This window comes from Bacillus sp. FJAT-26390 (genome assembly GCF_001682865.1).
Taxonomy (GTDB): domain Bacteria; phylum Bacillota; class Bacilli; order Paenibacillales; family Paenibacillaceae; genus Pristimantibacillus.
Window position 1 is genome coordinate 409,852 of the sequence record NZ_MAQX01000032.1, and the last position, 16,692, is coordinate 426,543.

Consider the following 16,692-nt stretch of genomic DNA (forward strand, 5'->3'; position numbering starts at 1 on the left):
GCTGTTTTTTTGCTAGTGATTGTAGTCGTCGTAATTCATTCGGTGCCGGCCAGCTTCCGACTGCAATCATGATGCCTTGTACAAGTCGTTTAGCTCTGCGGGATCGACGAGACGATGAGCCGGCTTACATTGGCTCCTCCCAAGCCGCCATTCATCCGAATCACATTATTCGTGCCTGGGTTCAATTGAATTAGACGGCTGACCCGGCCGGTGTAAACACTCCAGCCTCCGGTGCCCGGCAGAGAAAGAGAATAACCGATCCCCGACAGGTCACCGCTGGCGTTTACCCTAAAGGTTGCTTCATTGTCCGCTGAAGCGTAGAGCACGGTCAGAAGCGCCTGACCGCCTGCTCCGCCGTTGACGCCGCTCAACTCGAAGTAGGAACCCGGTATATGCATATTTTCAATGCTTCCGCCCGATCGGGTCGCCCCTCCCCCGAAGGACACATGGTTTCCATCCATAAAATATTCCGTTTCCTGAGTATCTTCCGGGATCAATGATACACTCACGCGGGATACGTTGGCTCCTCCCATACCGCCGCTCAACCGAATCATGTTATTCGTTCCCGGGTTCAAGTCGATCAGACGGTTGGTCCGTCCGGTGTAGCTGCCCCAGCCTCCGGTGCTAGGCAGGGAAAGAAAATAGCCGTCTCCAGCCGGATCACCGCTGGCGTCCGCCTTAAAGGCTGCAACGCTGTCGCCTGAAGCATAAAGCACGGTAAGAAGCGCCTTTCCGCCTGTTCCGCCGTTAATGCCATTCAACTGAATGTATGAGCCTTCGGCATGCATATTTTCAATATTTCCACCCGATCGGATCGCCCCTCCCCCTATCGCTACGTTATTGCTATTCATTGCATATTCCGTTTTCTCAGTATATTCATCAAAGCTTTCATTCACTAGATCGTAATATTTGACCTCCGTAGCATTGGAACGCGGTCCAACACTTGGGACACCCCCGGACGTCTGAATGACCTTTTGGATGGTTCCATCCGAATTAAAGTATAATCGGTCCACGCAGACGGAACGCAGCGTACCGTTGGAGGATATTTCGGCATTATGGTAAAACATATACCAGTTCCCCTTATACTCCACGATGGACCCATGCGATGTTTCGCTATTTTTTACCGGATCTAGAATGATCCCGCGGTTTACCCACGGTCCTAGCGGGCTATTGCTGGTGGCGTACCGCATCCGGTTCGCCCCTGGATTATTGTCGGAATACATTAAGTAATAAATGCTTCCCCGCTTGAAGACCCAGGTGGCCTCATGGAAGTCCTCCAGCTCGGTGAACTGCTTGATCGGTCCGCTTATCGACATCATGTCAGCAGCCAGCTTAACGCCGTAGCTTGTTCCGCCGCCTCCGGCATAAAGGTAATAGCTTCCATCATCGTCGCGGAACACGCTGGGGTCAATTAAATTGCTTCCCGGAAGCCCCTCGATATAACCTTGAGCGGTAAAATCCGCGGCAGGCTTATCGCTTGTAGCTACGCCGATTTTCCAGGAATTGTTCCAATTCGTCCCACTGGGATGAGGAAAATAGAAGTAATAGGTTCCGTCCTTATAAGCGGCGTCAGGAGCCCACATAAAGCCGCCCTCCGGCCGTCCCCACGGTACATCATCAGCACGCAGGATCTCTCCCTCGTCCACCCAGTCCACCATATTATCGGACGAGAAGACGTGATACTTATCCATTAAATCGCTGCCTCTGGAAGGAAATATATCGTGTGACGCGTACACATAAATACGTCCGTCATTCCAAACATGCGCAGAAGGATCTGCCGTGAAAATACTCGTGACAATGGGATTTCCAGACGAAGTGACGGCATCGGCAGCTAAAGAAGAAGACGTGAATCCGACGAGGACAAGCAGCAGCATGGTTCCTGATAATAACAGACTGATAAGCTTTTTTCTCATAAGTATTACCTCCCCATTACATGCATTCGGGTTGCATCCCGGCGTACCGTTACTAATTCATACCATTAGCCTGCTTGGCAACCAGACAGCGAAGATGATCCCATCATCCCCCCTCCGTATTCGGAATGGAAAAGCTGTAAATAGAAGAACAATAATAGCTTACAATATATGTAACCTCTTAAGTAGTGAGGCATCTTTAAACTTTCCCTGCCATTCTTAGCCTAATGGAATAAAATGTTATCGCGAGTCCTGCCGTATATCGCGACTGGGTATTGTACCGCAAGCTCCGTGAGGCTTCCACTAAAAATTTAAAAATACTAACTCATTCAGACGTAAAAAAAGCAGCCAAGGCTGCTTCTCTTATTGGTTCAGTTGAGCTTTGGAGCTTAGCTAAAATATGAATTACATTCGAGCAAGGAATCGTTTTCGCTTTATCAGAATTCCAAAACGGCTGTATTAAGTAACTTCCATGAAATACACCCATTTTTTTGTATTTCGATATCAGGAGCCCTAACTGCAGCCTCCACCTCCGCCGCCGGATTCCCCTCATGCGAATTCCAATTACTCAGTTAACGCAAGCAGCTATTAGCTAATTAGCCATACTTTCCGATATAATCTTAGGAAGTTTTTAACAAAACATGAAAATCTACATGAAATTGAATTGGAAGGATGAGTATTTTGTTACGGATTACACGTGTGATCACTTGCCTGATTATCGTTTCATCGTTGTTCTGGGTTACAGCAACAACAAACTCGTATGCCCAGGAACAAGAAGATGAGGGGCAATATGAAAAACTCTTTAACCAGCCTTATGAAATGAAAGGGCACTGGGCTGAGCGTCTGTTTCAATGGGCTATGGCAGAAAATATAATAAATGGATACCCCAACAGCACCTTGATGCCTGACAAACCGATAAGCGAAGCGGAGTTTTTAAAAGCTCTTTATAGAGCCATGGGTATTGCACTGCCTAGTGCAAGCTCTTTGGAGGAATTTAATTCGTCTGACGATTGGACAGAAGGAGCTTACCGTCTGGCAAAATACTTCAATCATCCTACACTCGGTGCTTCTAATCATAAACTGCGAATGGAACCCCTAACTAAATTGCGGGCTGCAGAAATCATTACCGCCGCGCAAGGCGTTCATTATGTAGATGAAGATGCCGTTGTTTACCTTATTGGAAACGGCATGGCTAACAGCGACACCATTTCGCCAGAGCAATTTCACGGACAGGATTCATTCTCTAGAGCAGAAGCCATCCAGTGGATTCGCCAGCTCTCCTTTAAGGGAATGATGGACATATCAATAAGGCCAACTGCTGCTTCTGATCGCAACCTTCTTCCGTCTTTGCCATCTGTCGCTGTACAACGCATACCTGACTTCAGCGCCGAACTTGTCGCGAGAAATGACTTCGACTTGTTTGGAAGCAGTCCTTTTGCAGGAGTTAAGGTTGGGGATTCAAAGAAAACAATTGAGGGCTTATTCGGGGTTTCGGACGATAAGGATGTTTTTGATAAACACATCTACCCCCTGTTCTCCGCACACTACAATAAAGAAGGGTTCGTTGATGCATGGAAAATAGACCAAGATTCTATCGAGCCTACGATTACAACTCCGTTATTACGTACGAATAAGGGAATCGTCCTTGGAGAAAGCACATTATTCGATGTCCTGCGCCTATACGGTACCTTTGGTTTTACTGGAGATTATGTGGCGACCTATTACTATGAGAAGACTCCCGACGGAAAATACCGAGATATCTCCATCTATGATAAGATTATTAATCCTGAGAATGTGTACACTTTATCATTCATATTTGATAGGGAAAGCCTTGCGGTTGTCTATGTATTATCTTCATGGCTCCCTTATGACATTTCACCAACGTAAGCTATCTAATTAACAAAGCTAAACTACTACTATAGATGTTTCTAAAAATAAAGGGGAATAACTATGAAACGTATTCAAATTTTGCTTACATTCTTAACACTCATCGTCGTTTGTTGTGCTTGTGGTGGAGATAAGGAAATGGAACAAGCATCAATAGAAGGTAAATGTGAAGTAACAAACGAAGCGGTGGACCTGGAGAAGTTTACGACGGATTATGGTCAAATACATATCATGGAAGCAATGCGGGTTGAGCAACACTTCCAAGAAGGATCGCTTATCGAATTTGTACCTGATGGAACTGTAAAATTTGATAGCATTTCAGGCAAGTACAAGCTTCACTATCAAGATGGCACTAATTACATCGATCTTATTGGCGAGGCTTCTGAATCCAGCCATCCCATACGACTCATAGACGATAAAGCACAACTAGGTGTTTTCATACTAAAAAGAGTGGAATGACAAGCTTCGGAATCAACACGATACAGTAACGTTCATGTATACCTCCCTTCGGACAATCAACTACAAATAAAGCCAGAAGTGCTCTTTCAAGGCACCTCTGGCTTTACTTCTACATCGCATTTAATAAGATCTTCCCATTTGCATAAACAATATCCGATATATAATCGGTTCTCTCCGTGTCAAAATTAGCAAAATCCGTCATGGTAGCGATGGCTGCCGCATAAAGGGACAACCTGCCGTCACGATTATTCACGAGGGCCATATCCTCATTCATATGCATGTATGGCAAGGTTACCACTTCTTTGGCAGACGGGTTAAAATAAGCCGCATGAGAACGGTGAAGGCCCGAGCCCCATGAATAAGTAAAATACAATTCCATTTCCCCATCGCTGTCCAGATCGGCTAAAGCCATGCTGGTTACACCGTGGCCGCCGAACCACTCACCGAGCGGATATACTTCTCCCTCATATAGCAAAAATGATGCGGAGGATTCAGCATATTTGAAAATCGTATACTTAGCGTTTTCTTTTATCGATTCCGGTGTGATGTTATAGCACTTATCTGTGTCATAGCCAGATTTGAAATCCTTTTGCAAAGCTAAAAAAGCATCAACGCCGTCCTGAGTCCCCACGATAGCAGCATTCCCGGGCATTTCCTCGTCAAGCCTCGAAATTTTATAAATACTCCAAATATATTCGCTCTTTAGCGTATTGACGTTATCCTTATGCATCTTCGCAAGCCAAATCTCATCATCCAGCAGATATAGACGATACCCAGGATCATCTGCCGACTGGGTCAGTACGTACTGATAGCGCTCCTTAAACCCGGAAATATCAGGAACATTCATGCTCGGCATCATAAAACTGTCCTTAAACTCCTGCTCATCTAAATCCTTCCGTTCATAAGCAGCGGCCGTTTTCTGCTGGTTGCCTGCTTCATCGGTTATGACAATCTCGTTTTCGGTAAGTGTATAGTACTCCTTGAATCCTTCAAGTGCCCTAAACGAGCTCAGTAGATTCATATAAACCTGCCCATCAAAGCGATAGCTGCCGTACGGTTCACTAGTCTCTTTTATTGCACCATCTACGATTGGATTCGTCGCACAGACGGCGACAGCTAATATACAGGCAGCAGCAGAGAAGGCGATCACCCGTTTTTTCGGCGCTCTGAAACGTAAAATATTTTTTATACGCTCCCGGATGCCTGTCTCTCCGAAGGCCAGCGGGCTTGCTGATGGAAAGCGGCGGTTAGCCGCAAAGGAGAGCAAAGACGTGCAGTATTCCTTCGCGATGTCCGAATCGGCCTCCGAAAGCACTTTTTCATCGCAGCTCATTTCCATGTCTTTGGCCATCAATGCGAAGGCAAGCCACGCAAGCGGATTAAACCAGTGAAAGGCAAGAACCACGAATGCGAGCGGTTTGATTAGGTGGTCTTTTCTTTTTAAATGGTAGGCCTCATGCTTCAGGATGTAGACGCGCTCCTGCTCCCGAAGCCCAAAGGGGATATAGATTCGCGGCTTGATAAAGCCAAGAATAAACGGTGATCGAATGTTGTCGGACTCGAAGATATGATTATCCAGACGGACTGCTGTAACCATGCGACGTTTCAAGCGGAAGTAGGACACTACGCCGTAAATAAGCAAAGCAGCGGTGCCTGAGCACCACAAGACAGTGCCGATTTGTATCCAAATTTGCAGCGGATTCGCGCTAGCAGCCGGGGTAGCCGGAGGCAGGCTGTCGCTTATCATGACGTTCATGGTCGGTATGCCCACCGTCATCCCCGGCTTCTCCATATAACCGATATCCGCAGGGACATAGCTTAGCGCCGCTTTACCGCTCTTTTGTGCTGCGGTCATATCAAAGGGGGGAGCATTAAAGAGGCTGAGCTCAGAGGAAATGGACACCGGACAAACTAAGCGGAACAGAACAATAGCCCACAGCAAATAGGAATACTTCTTCGGCGCTCGTTTCAGCAGCAGACGGACGAGAAGCACGGCGACGATCACATAAGTGGCTGTGAGGGTCATATTGAGTATTTTTAGAAACAACGTCTCCATACTCACCCCTCCTTATGCTCGTCAATCAGTCGTTTTAGCTCATCAGCTTCCTTATTGGAGAGTGATTTATTGCCGAAAAAAGAGACGAGAAACTGAGGCAGCGAGCCCTCGAAGGTCCGCTCTATAAAATGCTCGCTCTCATACGCCTGTATCTGCTCCTTTGGGATAATGGAGCTTACAATGGTATCCTCATTTTTAAGAAGTCCTTTTTCACACATTTTTCTAAGCACGGTATAGGTTGTGGGCTTCTTCCAGCCTAGCTTTTCTGAACAAAGGGTTACCAGCCTTCCCGACGCTACAGGCTCGCTCTCCCACACGACAAGCATAAAGCGATAATCACTTTCACATAGCTTCAAGTTACTCATCATAACCTCCCCTATTCGGTTTATAGTTATAAACCTGTATTATGAGTTTATAACTATAAACCAGAATAGTCAATGCAATGGGAGAGCAAGGCTAGACCAATTCTTCAATTGATACCAAATACAGCAAATTGCCTTTGCTGAACAGCACGCGATTTTCTCGAAAATCTTGCGTTAACGGTACAAGCGGCTCCCCTTTTTCATTCTGAAAATGGATCTTATGCCCCGTGGACAAGCTCCCCGGTTTTTCATTTTTTTTGAGCAAATACGTTCCGCTTTTTCCGTAGCCGCCATCGAACAAAAAGTAATAACCATCCGTACAAAATCCCGAAGAGCCAGAAATTCCAGGATTCATAAAGGTGACCTTCGGCTGTGCGAGTCCACCCGAAATGCAGCCCAGCAAAAAGTCCGTATAATAATAAAACCAAACCTCATCATCATTAGCTGCGTTCAACGCATAACAATCGGCAATATCAGACACTTGATCCTCATATCGCTTGTTGCCATGCTCATCCCAAGCCAGAAGGCCCTGCGCGCCGACCGGCTTATCCCAACCGTTGTTTCCGAACACGCCTTCGTCGAAGTAACTGGTCCAGATGGTCCCTTTTTCAGTCACCTGCACGCTCTGGATCCCATCTCCAAGCAAAAATTCTCGTATCGTATTGCCTTTAAAATCGCATACTTTAGCGTTCAAATCATACTTGCCAACGCCGTAATAAGAGCAGCGCGCACCAACTAACAATAGATGTCTATGAAGCGGCTGGACATAATGATAATTGAAATGCTGGTCCTCAATCACCACTTCTTCCATATAATCCTCTTCTACAAGCAATACCTTGTAGGTATATGTTTTCTTTAGAGCCGTCGGGACGAACATGCCTCGCTCCCGCACTGGGATCTGGTTAATCAGCAAGACATACATGCAGCCATCGGAGCCAATTTGCGCCGAGACGATCTCGAAGCCATCCATATACGCAGAAATATCGGCAAAAGGTTGAAGCGCCACCATTTTATTAAACATGCCAACTCCTCCTTAAAGACAGTTATAAAAACCACCTTCTGTACTGATTAACTGTATTATGTCTGAGCAGAACGTTCCTGAACATGGCGGAAGTATGGCGAAGAAAATAATGTTAAACCAAATCACAGAACATTATCCTTCATGACAATTGCTATGTAAGAAGGAGCAGTTATTAAGCATCAAAAAAACAGAGCATACGGATCAAAGGAACCGTTATGCTCTGTTTTTTTGATGTCTGACCGGAATATACCCTCTAATGCTTTACAGCATTTATCCGTTTCGCTTCTCGAACCGGGACAAACTGAATAGAGACAATGAGAGACACTAGCGGCTCTTCCTAGAGATGCTTGAAAGTGCGAAGTTAGGTTCTCTTGCTTAGCGGTACCCCGTTGCATTCGCTGGTTTACCTGCATCCTGTACTTCTACGACATACCGCCAGGCATCTGGCTGTGAACCGTCAAGATCATAAAAACCATATGCTTGCGCGAGCTCGCCGCTCGATACCGATTGACCGTTCCATCGGGCAACCTCCGGGTCGCCTGCCAGTGCGGCTATGGCACGCCCCACATATCGCGGCGATTCCGAGATGATGAAATGCGGCTCCTTCTCAAGAGCAGCGCGCCAGTTGTCTTCCCGAACGCCGAAGTGTTCGAGCATGATCTCGGAACGCATCCAGCCTGGTGTAACAGCTACGGCAGTGCATTGATGCGGCTGAAGCTCACGAGCCAGCGATTGGGCCATGCGAATAACGGACATTTTCGCCAAATCGTAGAACAGCGACAGTCGGTAGTTCTGATTGTTGTACGCCGCCGTGCCGTCCGTCATTTCCACTACAAGACCGTTTCCGTTCCGGATCATCAGGGGCAGCGCGTAATGGCTCGTAATAGCATGGGTGTCAATCGCAAGCCGGAGCATGCGTAACCCGCCTTCCAGCGAATGCTCCCATATCGGCACATTCCATTGTATCAAATGCTCTGCTCCCCATATATCGTTGACAAGCACGTCCAGCCGCCCCTGTTCCCTCTCAATGCGCGCAATTAGAGCTTGAACCTGCTTGGGATCAAGATGGTCCACTGGAACCGCTATACCTCTGCCCCCAGCAAGATTTACAAGCTCAGCGGTTTCTTCAATTGTTTCTGGACGATTGTACTCGGAGCGTTGTGTTCTTGTTGTGCGTCCAGTCACATAAACAGTTGCTCCTGCCGCTCCAAGCTCAATAGCTATTCCCCGGCCAGCGCCGCGTGTTGCACCTGCTACCAAAGCTACTTTCCCGTCTAATCGTTTCATGATCTGTTATATCCCCTTTCATTGGTTATTCCTCTATTATAAAGCTCTAGTATGACAAGGATTGTCATATAAGAAACATACAAATCGTTTTCCAAGCAATTTTACCGGCTTCTTGTTTGCAAGCTGTTGAACGGAACGCCAAAAAGGCCGTAAAAGCTTGCCTACCGGCAACCTGTCACAGCCCACAAATCCACAGTCCAACGCAGCCTCTCGGCTCTTGCTTTTCTCCCGTCGCAATCAGATTCTCTTCGTTGAGCGTCCAGTCGCTCCAGTTATCGTAGCCTCTTATTAGCTCAAGCGTGGCCATTGCCCCGATCTAACGGTTCCGCATCATGCTTCTTAACCATCAGCTCCGATAGAAGGACAACACCCAGCACACGCCATTGCGGTCGGTAACGATAGCGAGCAGACCGTCAAACGGAGCTTCGTACATTTCCGTATTAATTGTCCCGCTGGCTGCAAATTCACCGTAAATCTTTCGGAACATGTCCTCCTTCTCGATTTTCAGAAAAATTCTCACATAATCGCCCTTCAATACAGGCTTCGCCGCTTGAGTATCAGCAAACTTAAGAATAGCATTCTCCACATGCAGGTCCGCGTTCAGCACCTCTTCCCCTTGCTTTCGTAGAATCACAATCTCGCCGCCAAATACGCTTTGATAATACTTAATTTCATCTTTGCAGTTATCCACTGCGATAAACGGATATGCTATCATCCTTTTCATCCTCCTAAGATTCATTTGATCATACTTTAAAAATGCAACTCCAATCGCATCGCGACATCTTGCTGGTATTCAAAAACACGGACACTTAACGCTTTCTCATTTCGGCATTTCATCCTGCCTGCTTAGATTGCGAAGCACGATCTTCAACGAGTTGATTAACAAATCATATTCCTCGTCAGCAATACCCTTCCTGGTCCTGCTCTTGACCCGGTCCAACGCCTCCTGCACTTTCGGTACAACATCCCGTCCCGATTCCGTCAAATAAAGCAGCTGATAGCGGTTATCGGCAGGATCAACTTCCCTCCGCACGTATCCTTCGGCTTCTAGCTTAGCAATCGCCTTGGCGGTCGTCGTCTTATCAATGAGCAGCTTCTCGCTTAAGGCTTTTTGCGTAATTGGCTGCTGAGACGCTATCGCCATTAGGAAAATATACTGCCCGCTCCCGATTCGGTAAGGTGCCAGTTCAGCAGTGATCAAGATTTGCATATGGCGATAGATGGCAGAGATGTATTGTCCGTGAGATTCCGTTTCTTGCTTGCCGGCAGGACTCCAATGTTCGCTCAGTTTACTCGCCCCTTAAATAGGATGTTATTGCAACTAATATCATTATATGAATTATAGAATGCTATTGCAACTATTTTTCCGTAAAATTTATAAGCCATTTAACAATCGGGACCACAATCAAACGCGTAGGCGATGAATTCCATTTCACATATTACTTACGTCCATTACATAGCTATATTCCGCACTACAACCAATTTCGGCGAGGCAAATCGACTCGTGTACAGACATACGATTGAGTTAATGAGTTTACTTTTAACATAGTGCTACATCATATGTGCGCAGTTGAGGGAGAATCATCCTTGCTCAACTCAAAGCCTCCGTTACCAAACTCGGATTGTTTTGTACGTCAGCACAATAGGTTCGGAGAGTTCTTTCCTGTACACGGATCGATCGTTCCGCCTAAATGATCATTGTCATTTAAATTTCTAGCTAATATTTAATCATTGACGCATACCTCTATAATAGTGTACTATCACATTAACACACTGGATCAGGCGATTATTTACTACTATATATTCATTACGTTGATTGCATGACCACTGCAACCGGTGGAATAAAACTACATGACCCAGATAGACTTGGTGTAACAGAGTAGACGAAGAAGACGTATATCTGCGTTACGATTAAATTTATATGAATTGAACAAGGAGGAGATAAAATGAATTCAGACAGAAGTGAAAAAAAGAACGAGGTGTCGCTGTTTCGTCTTTATTTGCTGAGAGGGCTTTATCTTTTTGTCGTCGTAGGGCTTGCTTTAGTGCAATGGCCGGAAGTCATCGATAAGATACTACATCCAGCGAAGTCCTGGGATCTCATGGACGGAGTAGTCTCCTGCATGCTAACTTCCTTTTCGGTTTTATGCCTCTTGGGGCTGCGTTATCCATTGCAAATGATCCCTGTGCTTTTGTGGGAAGTGGTGTGGAAGACCCTTTGGCTGCTCATCGTTGCGCTGCCTCTGTGGACAGCCGGTCATATGGACGACTCAACCATGTCGACGGTCATATCCTGCTTGCTGGTCGTCATTTTTCCATTCATCATTCCTTGGCGCTATGTGTTTGTCAACTACGTGAAGAAGCAAGGCGCCCGGTGGCGTTGAGATAGTTGACAGCGGGAAAAATCTAACACATCTCTTGCCAATATGCTTCTGATTCAACCTTATTTTGAAGCGAGTGATGAATCGATGTTGATTAAACTCCGTAGCGATTCTTGGTGTTGACTCAACCACCATCCTTTCATAAATAACTTACCTAACAAGGGCCGACAGCCGCTACTAGAGCGAGTACTGACGGCCTTCTTTATGTTCATACAAGACATCAAGCCCAAATCACCATTTTATAGCTTTGCATCAATTAAGGTAAACCAATTGGGATCTCCATTATATGTTCCAACAACCCGGTATACAGGCCGATAGAAGTCTTTTGAATCATACATGAAGATCGTTTCTATTCCTTTTATTTCTAAATGGTCACCCTTTTTAATTTCAAGCTGATCCTTTGTTAATAAGGCATTTCTTTGTATTTGCTGGAATTCCCCATCCTCTATTCGTTTATATACTTCGGCAGGAGATAACAGCTCTACCGTCCGTACAAACTGATTGTGCTTAATCCCGCTATTGACCGCATAGATGCTTCCATCTTTTTTTAGGCCGATTGAAAAATCGCCTGTCCAATAGTCCTCGTTCATTCCGGGGAGCTGCGAGAGTGACCATGCATACTCTCCGCCATCCGTTCCACGTAAATCAGCCTTTTGGGTAAGCAAGCCCAAATCATCCGCAATGGCCTTCGCGTTCTCTAACATAGAATCCGGATCAGATAGTGAGGCTTGCTCTGGGACGTAATTATCCTCGGTTAACGACCAGTTTCCCTCTCCGGATTGAAATAACGTGTAGTGCACGCCGCTGTTGCCGGTTAACGAACTTTCTCGATCACTTCCTCGATTCGTGACGCTAACTTCAGTCAATTCTAATTTCTGCTGTAGCATCGCTGCGCTTTCATCTGTATTCACGATTCTTTTGTATACCGCACCGACATTCGGTTCCCGGTTTAACGCGAGCGAAGTGCTTAGCTGAACACCCGTCATATTCCATTTGTGATAGGAATTAATGGCTAGCTGACCAAACTCCTGCTGGCTGTAGACGATACTCATTGCACCAAACAGCAAACCGAATACTATGGGTATGGACAGATTGCCCAGCAGGCTCTTGATCTTGACTTTTTTGTGTTTAACGATAGAAGCAGCAAGTCTGTATAACTGGTAGCCCATAATACCGCCAAGTGTATTGTTAATAAGATCATCAAGCTCAAATAGGCCTGCACCTGTAAGCGTCTGATACGTTTCGATAGCTAATGTTGCACACAAGACGGCAAGAAAAAGCCGCTTAAACGCTCTAAATTTGCTACTCAAACAAGGCAACAAAATCCCCATAGGCACAAACATTAAAATGTTAAAAATGCTGTTCTGAAATTCTCTTAGCGAGTATTTTTGCCATGCTTCTATATAGCCACTGAAAGGATAAAGGTTCATTTGCAAAAAATGTGACGTACCGCGGCCGATAACGGTCAGTTGCAGAACAAAAACAATATAGCCGATGAACAACGCTCCGAGGATAAGCTTATTCATAGGCAGCCAGAGCTTTTCCTCTGACCTTCTCTTGCGATAATAAAATGTATAATAACCTGCGATAAGAAGCAGCTCAATTCCGACCACAACGACCACTGGCAATCCTAGAAAGCGTAAGTAATTGAATATATCTGTAATGCTCACAATAATCCTCCTTATACCGCATTCAAAATCGTACTGCCTTACTCACATATGGCTTATCATTATATCACCGCATTATAAAGCGTCTTATACTTTTTCCTTAAGAAACCTTTAAGAATCTTTAGGTTTAAGAAAAAAACAGCCCCTCTACAAAGCTTTATCGAATGATTAAAAAGTGTACGATGTAGCGATGAGCTTACAGCGCACGCTCGTAACGGAGCTGCATTTCATAGAGTACGGGTTTACTCCGTCTTGGCATGGAGCATAAAAAAACATCGCCCAGAGCATGAAGCCCACATGGCGATGAATCAAATCATTCATAATATTTTATGCCTCTCAGCACTTACTCCTCGCCCGTCGCGACAGGATTTTAAGGTCTGGAACTCCTATCGATCCAGCTGTCGGTTATGCTCTGAATATAGTTCAGATCAGTAACTTTAGGCATGTACAGAGCAACGAGACCTTTTGGTTTCATTGTACCATTGACGATGCCGTTCCAAGGGTGTAATTTCCGCCGCGCAACCTAATGTCAGCTACGAGGCGACTTGGTTCTTACCTCGATTGAACTTTCATCAATGCGTTTTGCTTAGCTTGGCTAAGCGCACATCTATCAAAAAAGACACCCCCACGGTGTCTTTTCCTTCTTCTATTTGGATGCAAAGCCAACGCTTGAAAGGCAATGTCTTTTCGCTGTATTAAGAATTAATTCGTAGTTGAGGTTAGTTCCTTGTCCGACGTCCGGCCAAGCAGATTTAGAAATTCCCGCATAAATCCAGGGAGATCAGGCCATGCGTGACCCGATACTAAATTTCCGTCTACATGTAATGTCTCACTTGCATACTCTGCGCCGAGAGATTCGACTTCCAGCTTGCACGCATTGTATGCCGTTAACGTTCTGCCTTTGAAGTATGAACGATCGGGCAGCGCCAGGAATACCTGAGCACCGTGACAAATCGCGCCTACAGGCTTGTCCGCTTCCAGAAAGTGCTGGACAATTCGCGGAAGATCTTGATCGTTGCGGATGAACTCAGGAGCGCGGCCGCCTGGGATGATCAAGGCATCGTAGTCAGCAGGCTCCACGTCCGCAAAGGCGATATCAGACGGCAGCAGATGAGCTGGCTTCTCCGAATAAGTATCCCATCCCTCGATGAAATCGTGGCATACCGTATTCAATGTCTTCTTCCTCGGCGAAGCGATCACTGCCTCGTAGCCCTCTTCCTTCACCCGATAGAATGGATAATAAACCTCCAGAACCTCTGCACCGTCGCCGGTTAGAATAAGCACGCGTTTGGACATTTTACCCTCTCCCAACTGTAAATTTATGTAACACCTTTTTCTATTATGGGGATAATCTGCAAACGCCGTCAATGGTCCTTAAGAACGGGAGGAAGATGTCATATTACGCAAAAAAACGTCGTACCAGCAGGTAAGCTGCAGATACGACGTGTTTTTAATAGTTGAAACCTAATAGGATGGTTAAGGCTTCACTACAGATACTAGAAACTCGTTTTTACCGGAAATAAGTGTAACTTCTGATGACAAATCCAAATCCTTCACATAGACGGATTCACCGATATTCATGCCGCTGATATCATATTCTATCACCGACGGCAAATGCCTTGGCAAAGCTTCTACCTCAATAAACTCGGACTGAAGTTGCACGACCCCGCCCTGCTTCAATCCGATTGGTTTGCCTATGAACTTTACCGGAATCTTTGTGCATACGATTTCGTTAGTCTGCACTTGCTGGAAATCAACATGAATCAAGTCACGCGTTAACGGATCTCGCTGGAGATCCTCAAGCAGTACGGACACCGAATCTTTCCCGTCAAGCTGTATATGGATAAAACCAGATACGCCTTGCTTCAACCACCTATGAAATTCTATCGTTGAAATATGAACCATCTCATTTTCTACATTTCTACCAAACACAATACCTGGCAGACGTCCTGATTTACGTAGATTACGAAGCCCTGATGTATTCAAATGTGTACGTTTCTCTGCTTGCATAAATGTTGTCATGCTTAACTCTCTCCTCTTTATTAAAAGATCTTTGCGCTGGTTCCTTAGTCGCTGAATCTTCCCCGATAGGGGATAAAGAGCGAAACATAGCATCACCACCTCCATGTTCTGCCGATTACGGCACAATACATTTAATGTAAAACCTCCGTAAATATACAGGAAGGCACCCCACTTCGGAAAGTGGAATGCCTATCAGTAATCCACACCATATCATAGAAACGTCACGTTGTCTAATCAAGTCGCTGGCCAATTACGGGCGAAGGGTCCGGCATCTTTGTGTATTTGAGAAGAAGACCTATCTGCACGTACTGGGTCTCTCTGAGCTATTTGCTTGTTGATTTATAGCAAAGGGGCCGGGAAGTCACCTTAATGGTGTCTGTCCGGCCCTTTCTCTCTGTGTTTAACACATTAGGATGAATACGAGCGTACGCTAGGTCTCTGAAAATGATTCATTTCATCATTCGAAATCCATTTGTTGACCTCGTGTTGAGTTCAAGACATAAAGATACATCGCCGTAGTTTACAAGCTGGGGACTGACCCATAACGTGAGACAAATCAAAACACCTTCAAGAAGGTGGAACCATGTCGTAAGATATGGAGACAACCTTGGAGGTGTTTTTACGTTGGCAACAAGAGTGAGTTACCCCGTGGAAATAAAGGCAAAAGCAATTGAAATGAGAATAGCAGGCATACCGGTCAAGGAGGTAATGGAGCAACTCAACATACGAAATAAGACGCAAGTAGAAACTTGGATGCGGTGGTATCATAGCGGCGAGTTGAACCGCTTAGAGCAGCCCGTCGGCAAACAATACAGCTACGGTAAAGGACCTGAGTTTACCTCAGAGCTGGAGCAAATAAAGGCGGAGAATCGGTTCTTAAAGCAACAATTAGATGTGCTAAAAAAGTACAAGGAGATGGAAAGGAGTTGTCACCAAAAATCATAGTTGAACTGGTTGAGTTGATTCACGGGGAAGTTACGATCACCAAAGCTTGTTCATGGCTGGGTGTGCCACGTGCTACCTATTACCGATGGAGAGCAAAAAACGAAACTTGGCCATTGGACAGCATGGTTGAAGAGATTCGAGAACTCTGCACTGAAAATAAATTCCGTTACGGATACCGAAAGATTACTGCACTGCTTCGAAAAAAGTACAAGATTAATCACAAGCGCGTACAACGAATCATGCAATGTGAGCAGCTTCAATGTCGAGTCAGAGTAAAGAAACGAAAGCATACAGGGCAGCCTGCTTATGTAGCTGAGTACCTGTTAAAGCGGCAATTTCAAGCTGAAGCACCTATTCATAAACTCGTCACGGATATTACGTATTTACCATTCGGCGGAAAAATGATGTACCTATCGAGCATCCTCGATTTATATAACGGAGAGATCGTAGCTAGCAGTCTATCAGATACGCAAGACACGGCCTTTGTTCTGGATACACTCAATCAATTGCCAGCTGTGCCAGGTGCGATCCTCCATAGCGATCAGGGCAGCGTCTACACGTCGCAGGGGTATCAAGAAGTTGTAAAAGGAAAAGGCATTACCATGAGCATGTCCCGCAAGGGAACGCCCGCTGATAATGCCCCCATTGAATCGTTTCATTCCACACTAAAGTCTGAAACGTTCTACCTCGAAGGG

At 45.7% G+C, this 16,692-nt stretch carries 13 protein-coding genes and 1 pseudogene; 4 read left to right on the forward strand and 10 right to left on the reverse strand.

The genetic code is table 11. The features are described 5' to 3' along the window. Positions 1 to 89: 89 nt before the first annotated feature. Positions 90 to 1,913, reverse strand: a complete 1,824-nt coding sequence (locus A7975_RS22640; protein ID WP_065386618.1) for a family 43 glycosylhydrolase — start codon at positions 1,911 to 1,913, stop codon at positions 90 to 92. A gap of 678 nt (positions 1,914 to 2,591) precedes the next feature. On the opposite strand from A7975_RS22640, the gene A7975_RS22645 reads away from it, so the two are divergent. Together A7975_RS22645 and A7975_RS22650 are read left to right on the forward strand one after the other, a co-directional pair. Continuing rightward, positions 2,592 to 3,797 (forward strand): S-layer homology domain-containing protein, encoded by a 1,206-nt coding sequence (locus A7975_RS22645; RefSeq protein ID WP_065386619.1) that lies wholly within the window; start codon positions 2,592 to 2,594, stop codon positions 3,795 to 3,797. 63 nt (positions 3,798 to 3,860) lie between these two features. Beyond that, on the forward strand, positions 3,861 to 4,256 hold the full coding sequence (locus A7975_RS22650) for a hypothetical protein (protein WP_065386620.1): 396 nt from the start codon (positions 3,861 to 3,863) through the stop codon (positions 4,254 to 4,256). A 109-nt stretch (positions 4,257 to 4,365) separates the two neighbouring features. Here A7975_RS22650 and A7975_RS22655 read toward each other — a convergent pair whose 3' ends face one another. From A7975_RS22655 to A7975_RS22680, 6 genes are all read right to left on the reverse strand, one after another. Next, positions 4,366 to 6,312, reverse strand: coding sequence for a M56 family metallopeptidase (locus A7975_RS22655; protein ID WP_065386621.1), 1,947 nt, complete (start codon positions 6,310 to 6,312; stop codon positions 4,366 to 4,368). 2 nt (positions 6,313 to 6,314) lie between these two features. Next, positions 6,315 to 6,680: a BlaI/MecI/CopY family transcriptional regulator gene (locus A7975_RS22660; protein ID WP_255314455.1), complete on the reverse strand. Its 366-nt coding sequence runs from the start codon at positions 6,678 to 6,680 to the stop codon at positions 6,315 to 6,317. A gap of 88 nt (positions 6,681 to 6,768) precedes the next feature. After that, positions 6,769 to 7,695, reverse strand: a complete 927-nt coding sequence (locus A7975_RS22665; protein WP_065386622.1) for a hypothetical protein — start codon at positions 7,693 to 7,695, stop codon at positions 6,769 to 6,771. A 375-nt stretch (positions 7,696 to 8,070) separates the two neighbouring features. Further along, the gene (locus A7975_RS22670; RefSeq protein ID WP_065386623.1) at positions 8,071 to 8,982 is read right to left on the reverse strand and encodes an SDR family oxidoreductase; all 912 of its coding nucleotides are present in this window, start codon (positions 8,980 to 8,982) and stop codon (positions 8,071 to 8,073) included. A 346-nt stretch (positions 8,983 to 9,328) separates the two neighbouring features. Next, positions 9,329 to 9,697, reverse strand: coding sequence for a VOC family protein (locus tag A7975_RS22675; protein WP_053372897.1), 369 nt, complete (start codon positions 9,695 to 9,697; stop codon positions 9,329 to 9,331). A 105-nt stretch (positions 9,698 to 9,802) separates the two neighbouring features. After that, positions 9,803 to 10,192: a MarR family winged helix-turn-helix transcriptional regulator gene (locus A7975_RS22680; protein WP_255314456.1), complete on the reverse strand. Its 390-nt coding sequence runs from the start codon at positions 10,190 to 10,192 to the stop codon at positions 9,803 to 9,805. A gap of 736 nt (positions 10,193 to 10,928) precedes the next feature. On the opposite strand from A7975_RS22680, the gene A7975_RS22685 reads away from it, so the two are divergent. Beyond that, the gene (locus tag A7975_RS22685) at positions 10,929 to 11,366 is read left to right on the forward strand and encodes a hypothetical protein (RefSeq protein ID WP_065386625.1); all 438 of its coding nucleotides are present in this window, start codon (positions 10,929 to 10,931) and stop codon (positions 11,364 to 11,366) included. Between the two features lie 236 nt (positions 11,367 to 11,602). Here A7975_RS22685 and A7975_RS22690 read toward each other — a convergent pair whose 3' ends face one another. The 3 genes from A7975_RS22690 to A7975_RS22700 form a co-directional block, all read right to left on the reverse strand. Further along, a complete protein-coding gene (locus A7975_RS22690) occupies positions 11,603 to 13,033 on the reverse strand; it encodes a VanZ family protein (protein ID WP_065386626.1) in 1,431 nt (476 codons plus the stop codon). A gap of 699 nt (positions 13,034 to 13,732) precedes the next feature. Next, complete coding sequence (locus tag A7975_RS22695) at positions 13,733 to 14,326, reverse strand: DJ-1/PfpI family protein (RefSeq protein WP_053372901.1); 594 nt, start codon at positions 14,324 to 14,326, stop codon at positions 13,733 to 13,735. A 180-nt stretch (positions 14,327 to 14,506) separates the two neighbouring features. Continuing rightward, the gene (locus A7975_RS22700) at positions 14,507 to 15,052 is read right to left on the reverse strand and encodes a 50S ribosomal protein L25 (protein WP_065386627.1); all 546 of its coding nucleotides are present in this window, start codon (positions 15,050 to 15,052) and stop codon (positions 14,507 to 14,509) included. Positions 15,053 to 15,676: 624 nt separating this feature from the next. On the opposite strand from A7975_RS22700, the pseudogene A7975_RS22710 reads away from it, so the two are divergent. Next, positions 15,677 to 16,692: pseudogene (locus A7975_RS22710) on the forward strand (IS3 family transposase); the annotation flags it as partial.

What these genes read in the sequence shown, in the direction of transcription:
- A7975_RS22675 (WP_053372897.1), bottom strand. Translation starts at nt 9,697, where the DNA reads ATGATAGCATATCCGTTTATCGCAGTGGATAACTGCAAAGATGAAATT.
- A7975_RS22660 (WP_255314455.1), bottom strand. Translation starts at nt 6,680, where the DNA reads ATGATGAGTAACTTGAAGCTATGTGAAAGTGATTATCGCTTTATGCTT.
- A7975_RS22670 (WP_065386623.1), bottom strand. Translation starts at nt 8,982, where the DNA reads ATGAAACGATTAGACGGGAAAGTAGCTTTGGTAGCAGGTGCAACACGC.
- A7975_RS22680 (WP_255314456.1), bottom strand. Translation starts at nt 10,192, where the DNA reads ATGCAAATCTTGATCACTGCTGAACTGGCACCTTACCGAATCGGGAGC.
- A7975_RS22695 (WP_053372901.1), bottom strand. Translation starts at nt 14,326, where the DNA reads ATGTCCAAACGCGTGCTTATTCTAACCGGCGACGGTGCAGAGGTTCTG.
- A7975_RS22700 (WP_065386627.1), bottom strand. Translation starts at nt 15,052, where the DNA reads ATGACAACATTTATGCAAGCAGAGAAACGTACACATTTGAATACATCA.
- A7975_RS22650 (WP_065386620.1), top strand. Translation starts at nt 3,861, where the DNA reads ATGAAACGTATTCAAATTTTGCTTACATTCTTAACACTCATCGTCGTT.
- A7975_RS22640 (WP_065386618.1), bottom strand. Translation starts at nt 1,913, where the DNA reads ATGAGAAAAAAGCTTATCAGTCTGTTATTATCAGGAACCATGCTGCTG.
- A7975_RS22685 (WP_065386625.1), top strand. Translation starts at nt 10,929, where the DNA reads ATGAATTCAGACAGAAGTGAAAAAAAGAACGAGGTGTCGCTGTTTCGT.
- A7975_RS22655 (WP_065386621.1), bottom strand. Translation starts at nt 6,312, where the DNA reads ATGGAGACGTTGTTTCTAAAAATACTCAATATGACCCTCACAGCCACT.
- A7975_RS22665 (WP_065386622.1), bottom strand. Translation starts at nt 7,695, where the DNA reads ATGTTTAATAAAATGGTGGCGCTTCAACCTTTTGCCGATATTTCTGCG.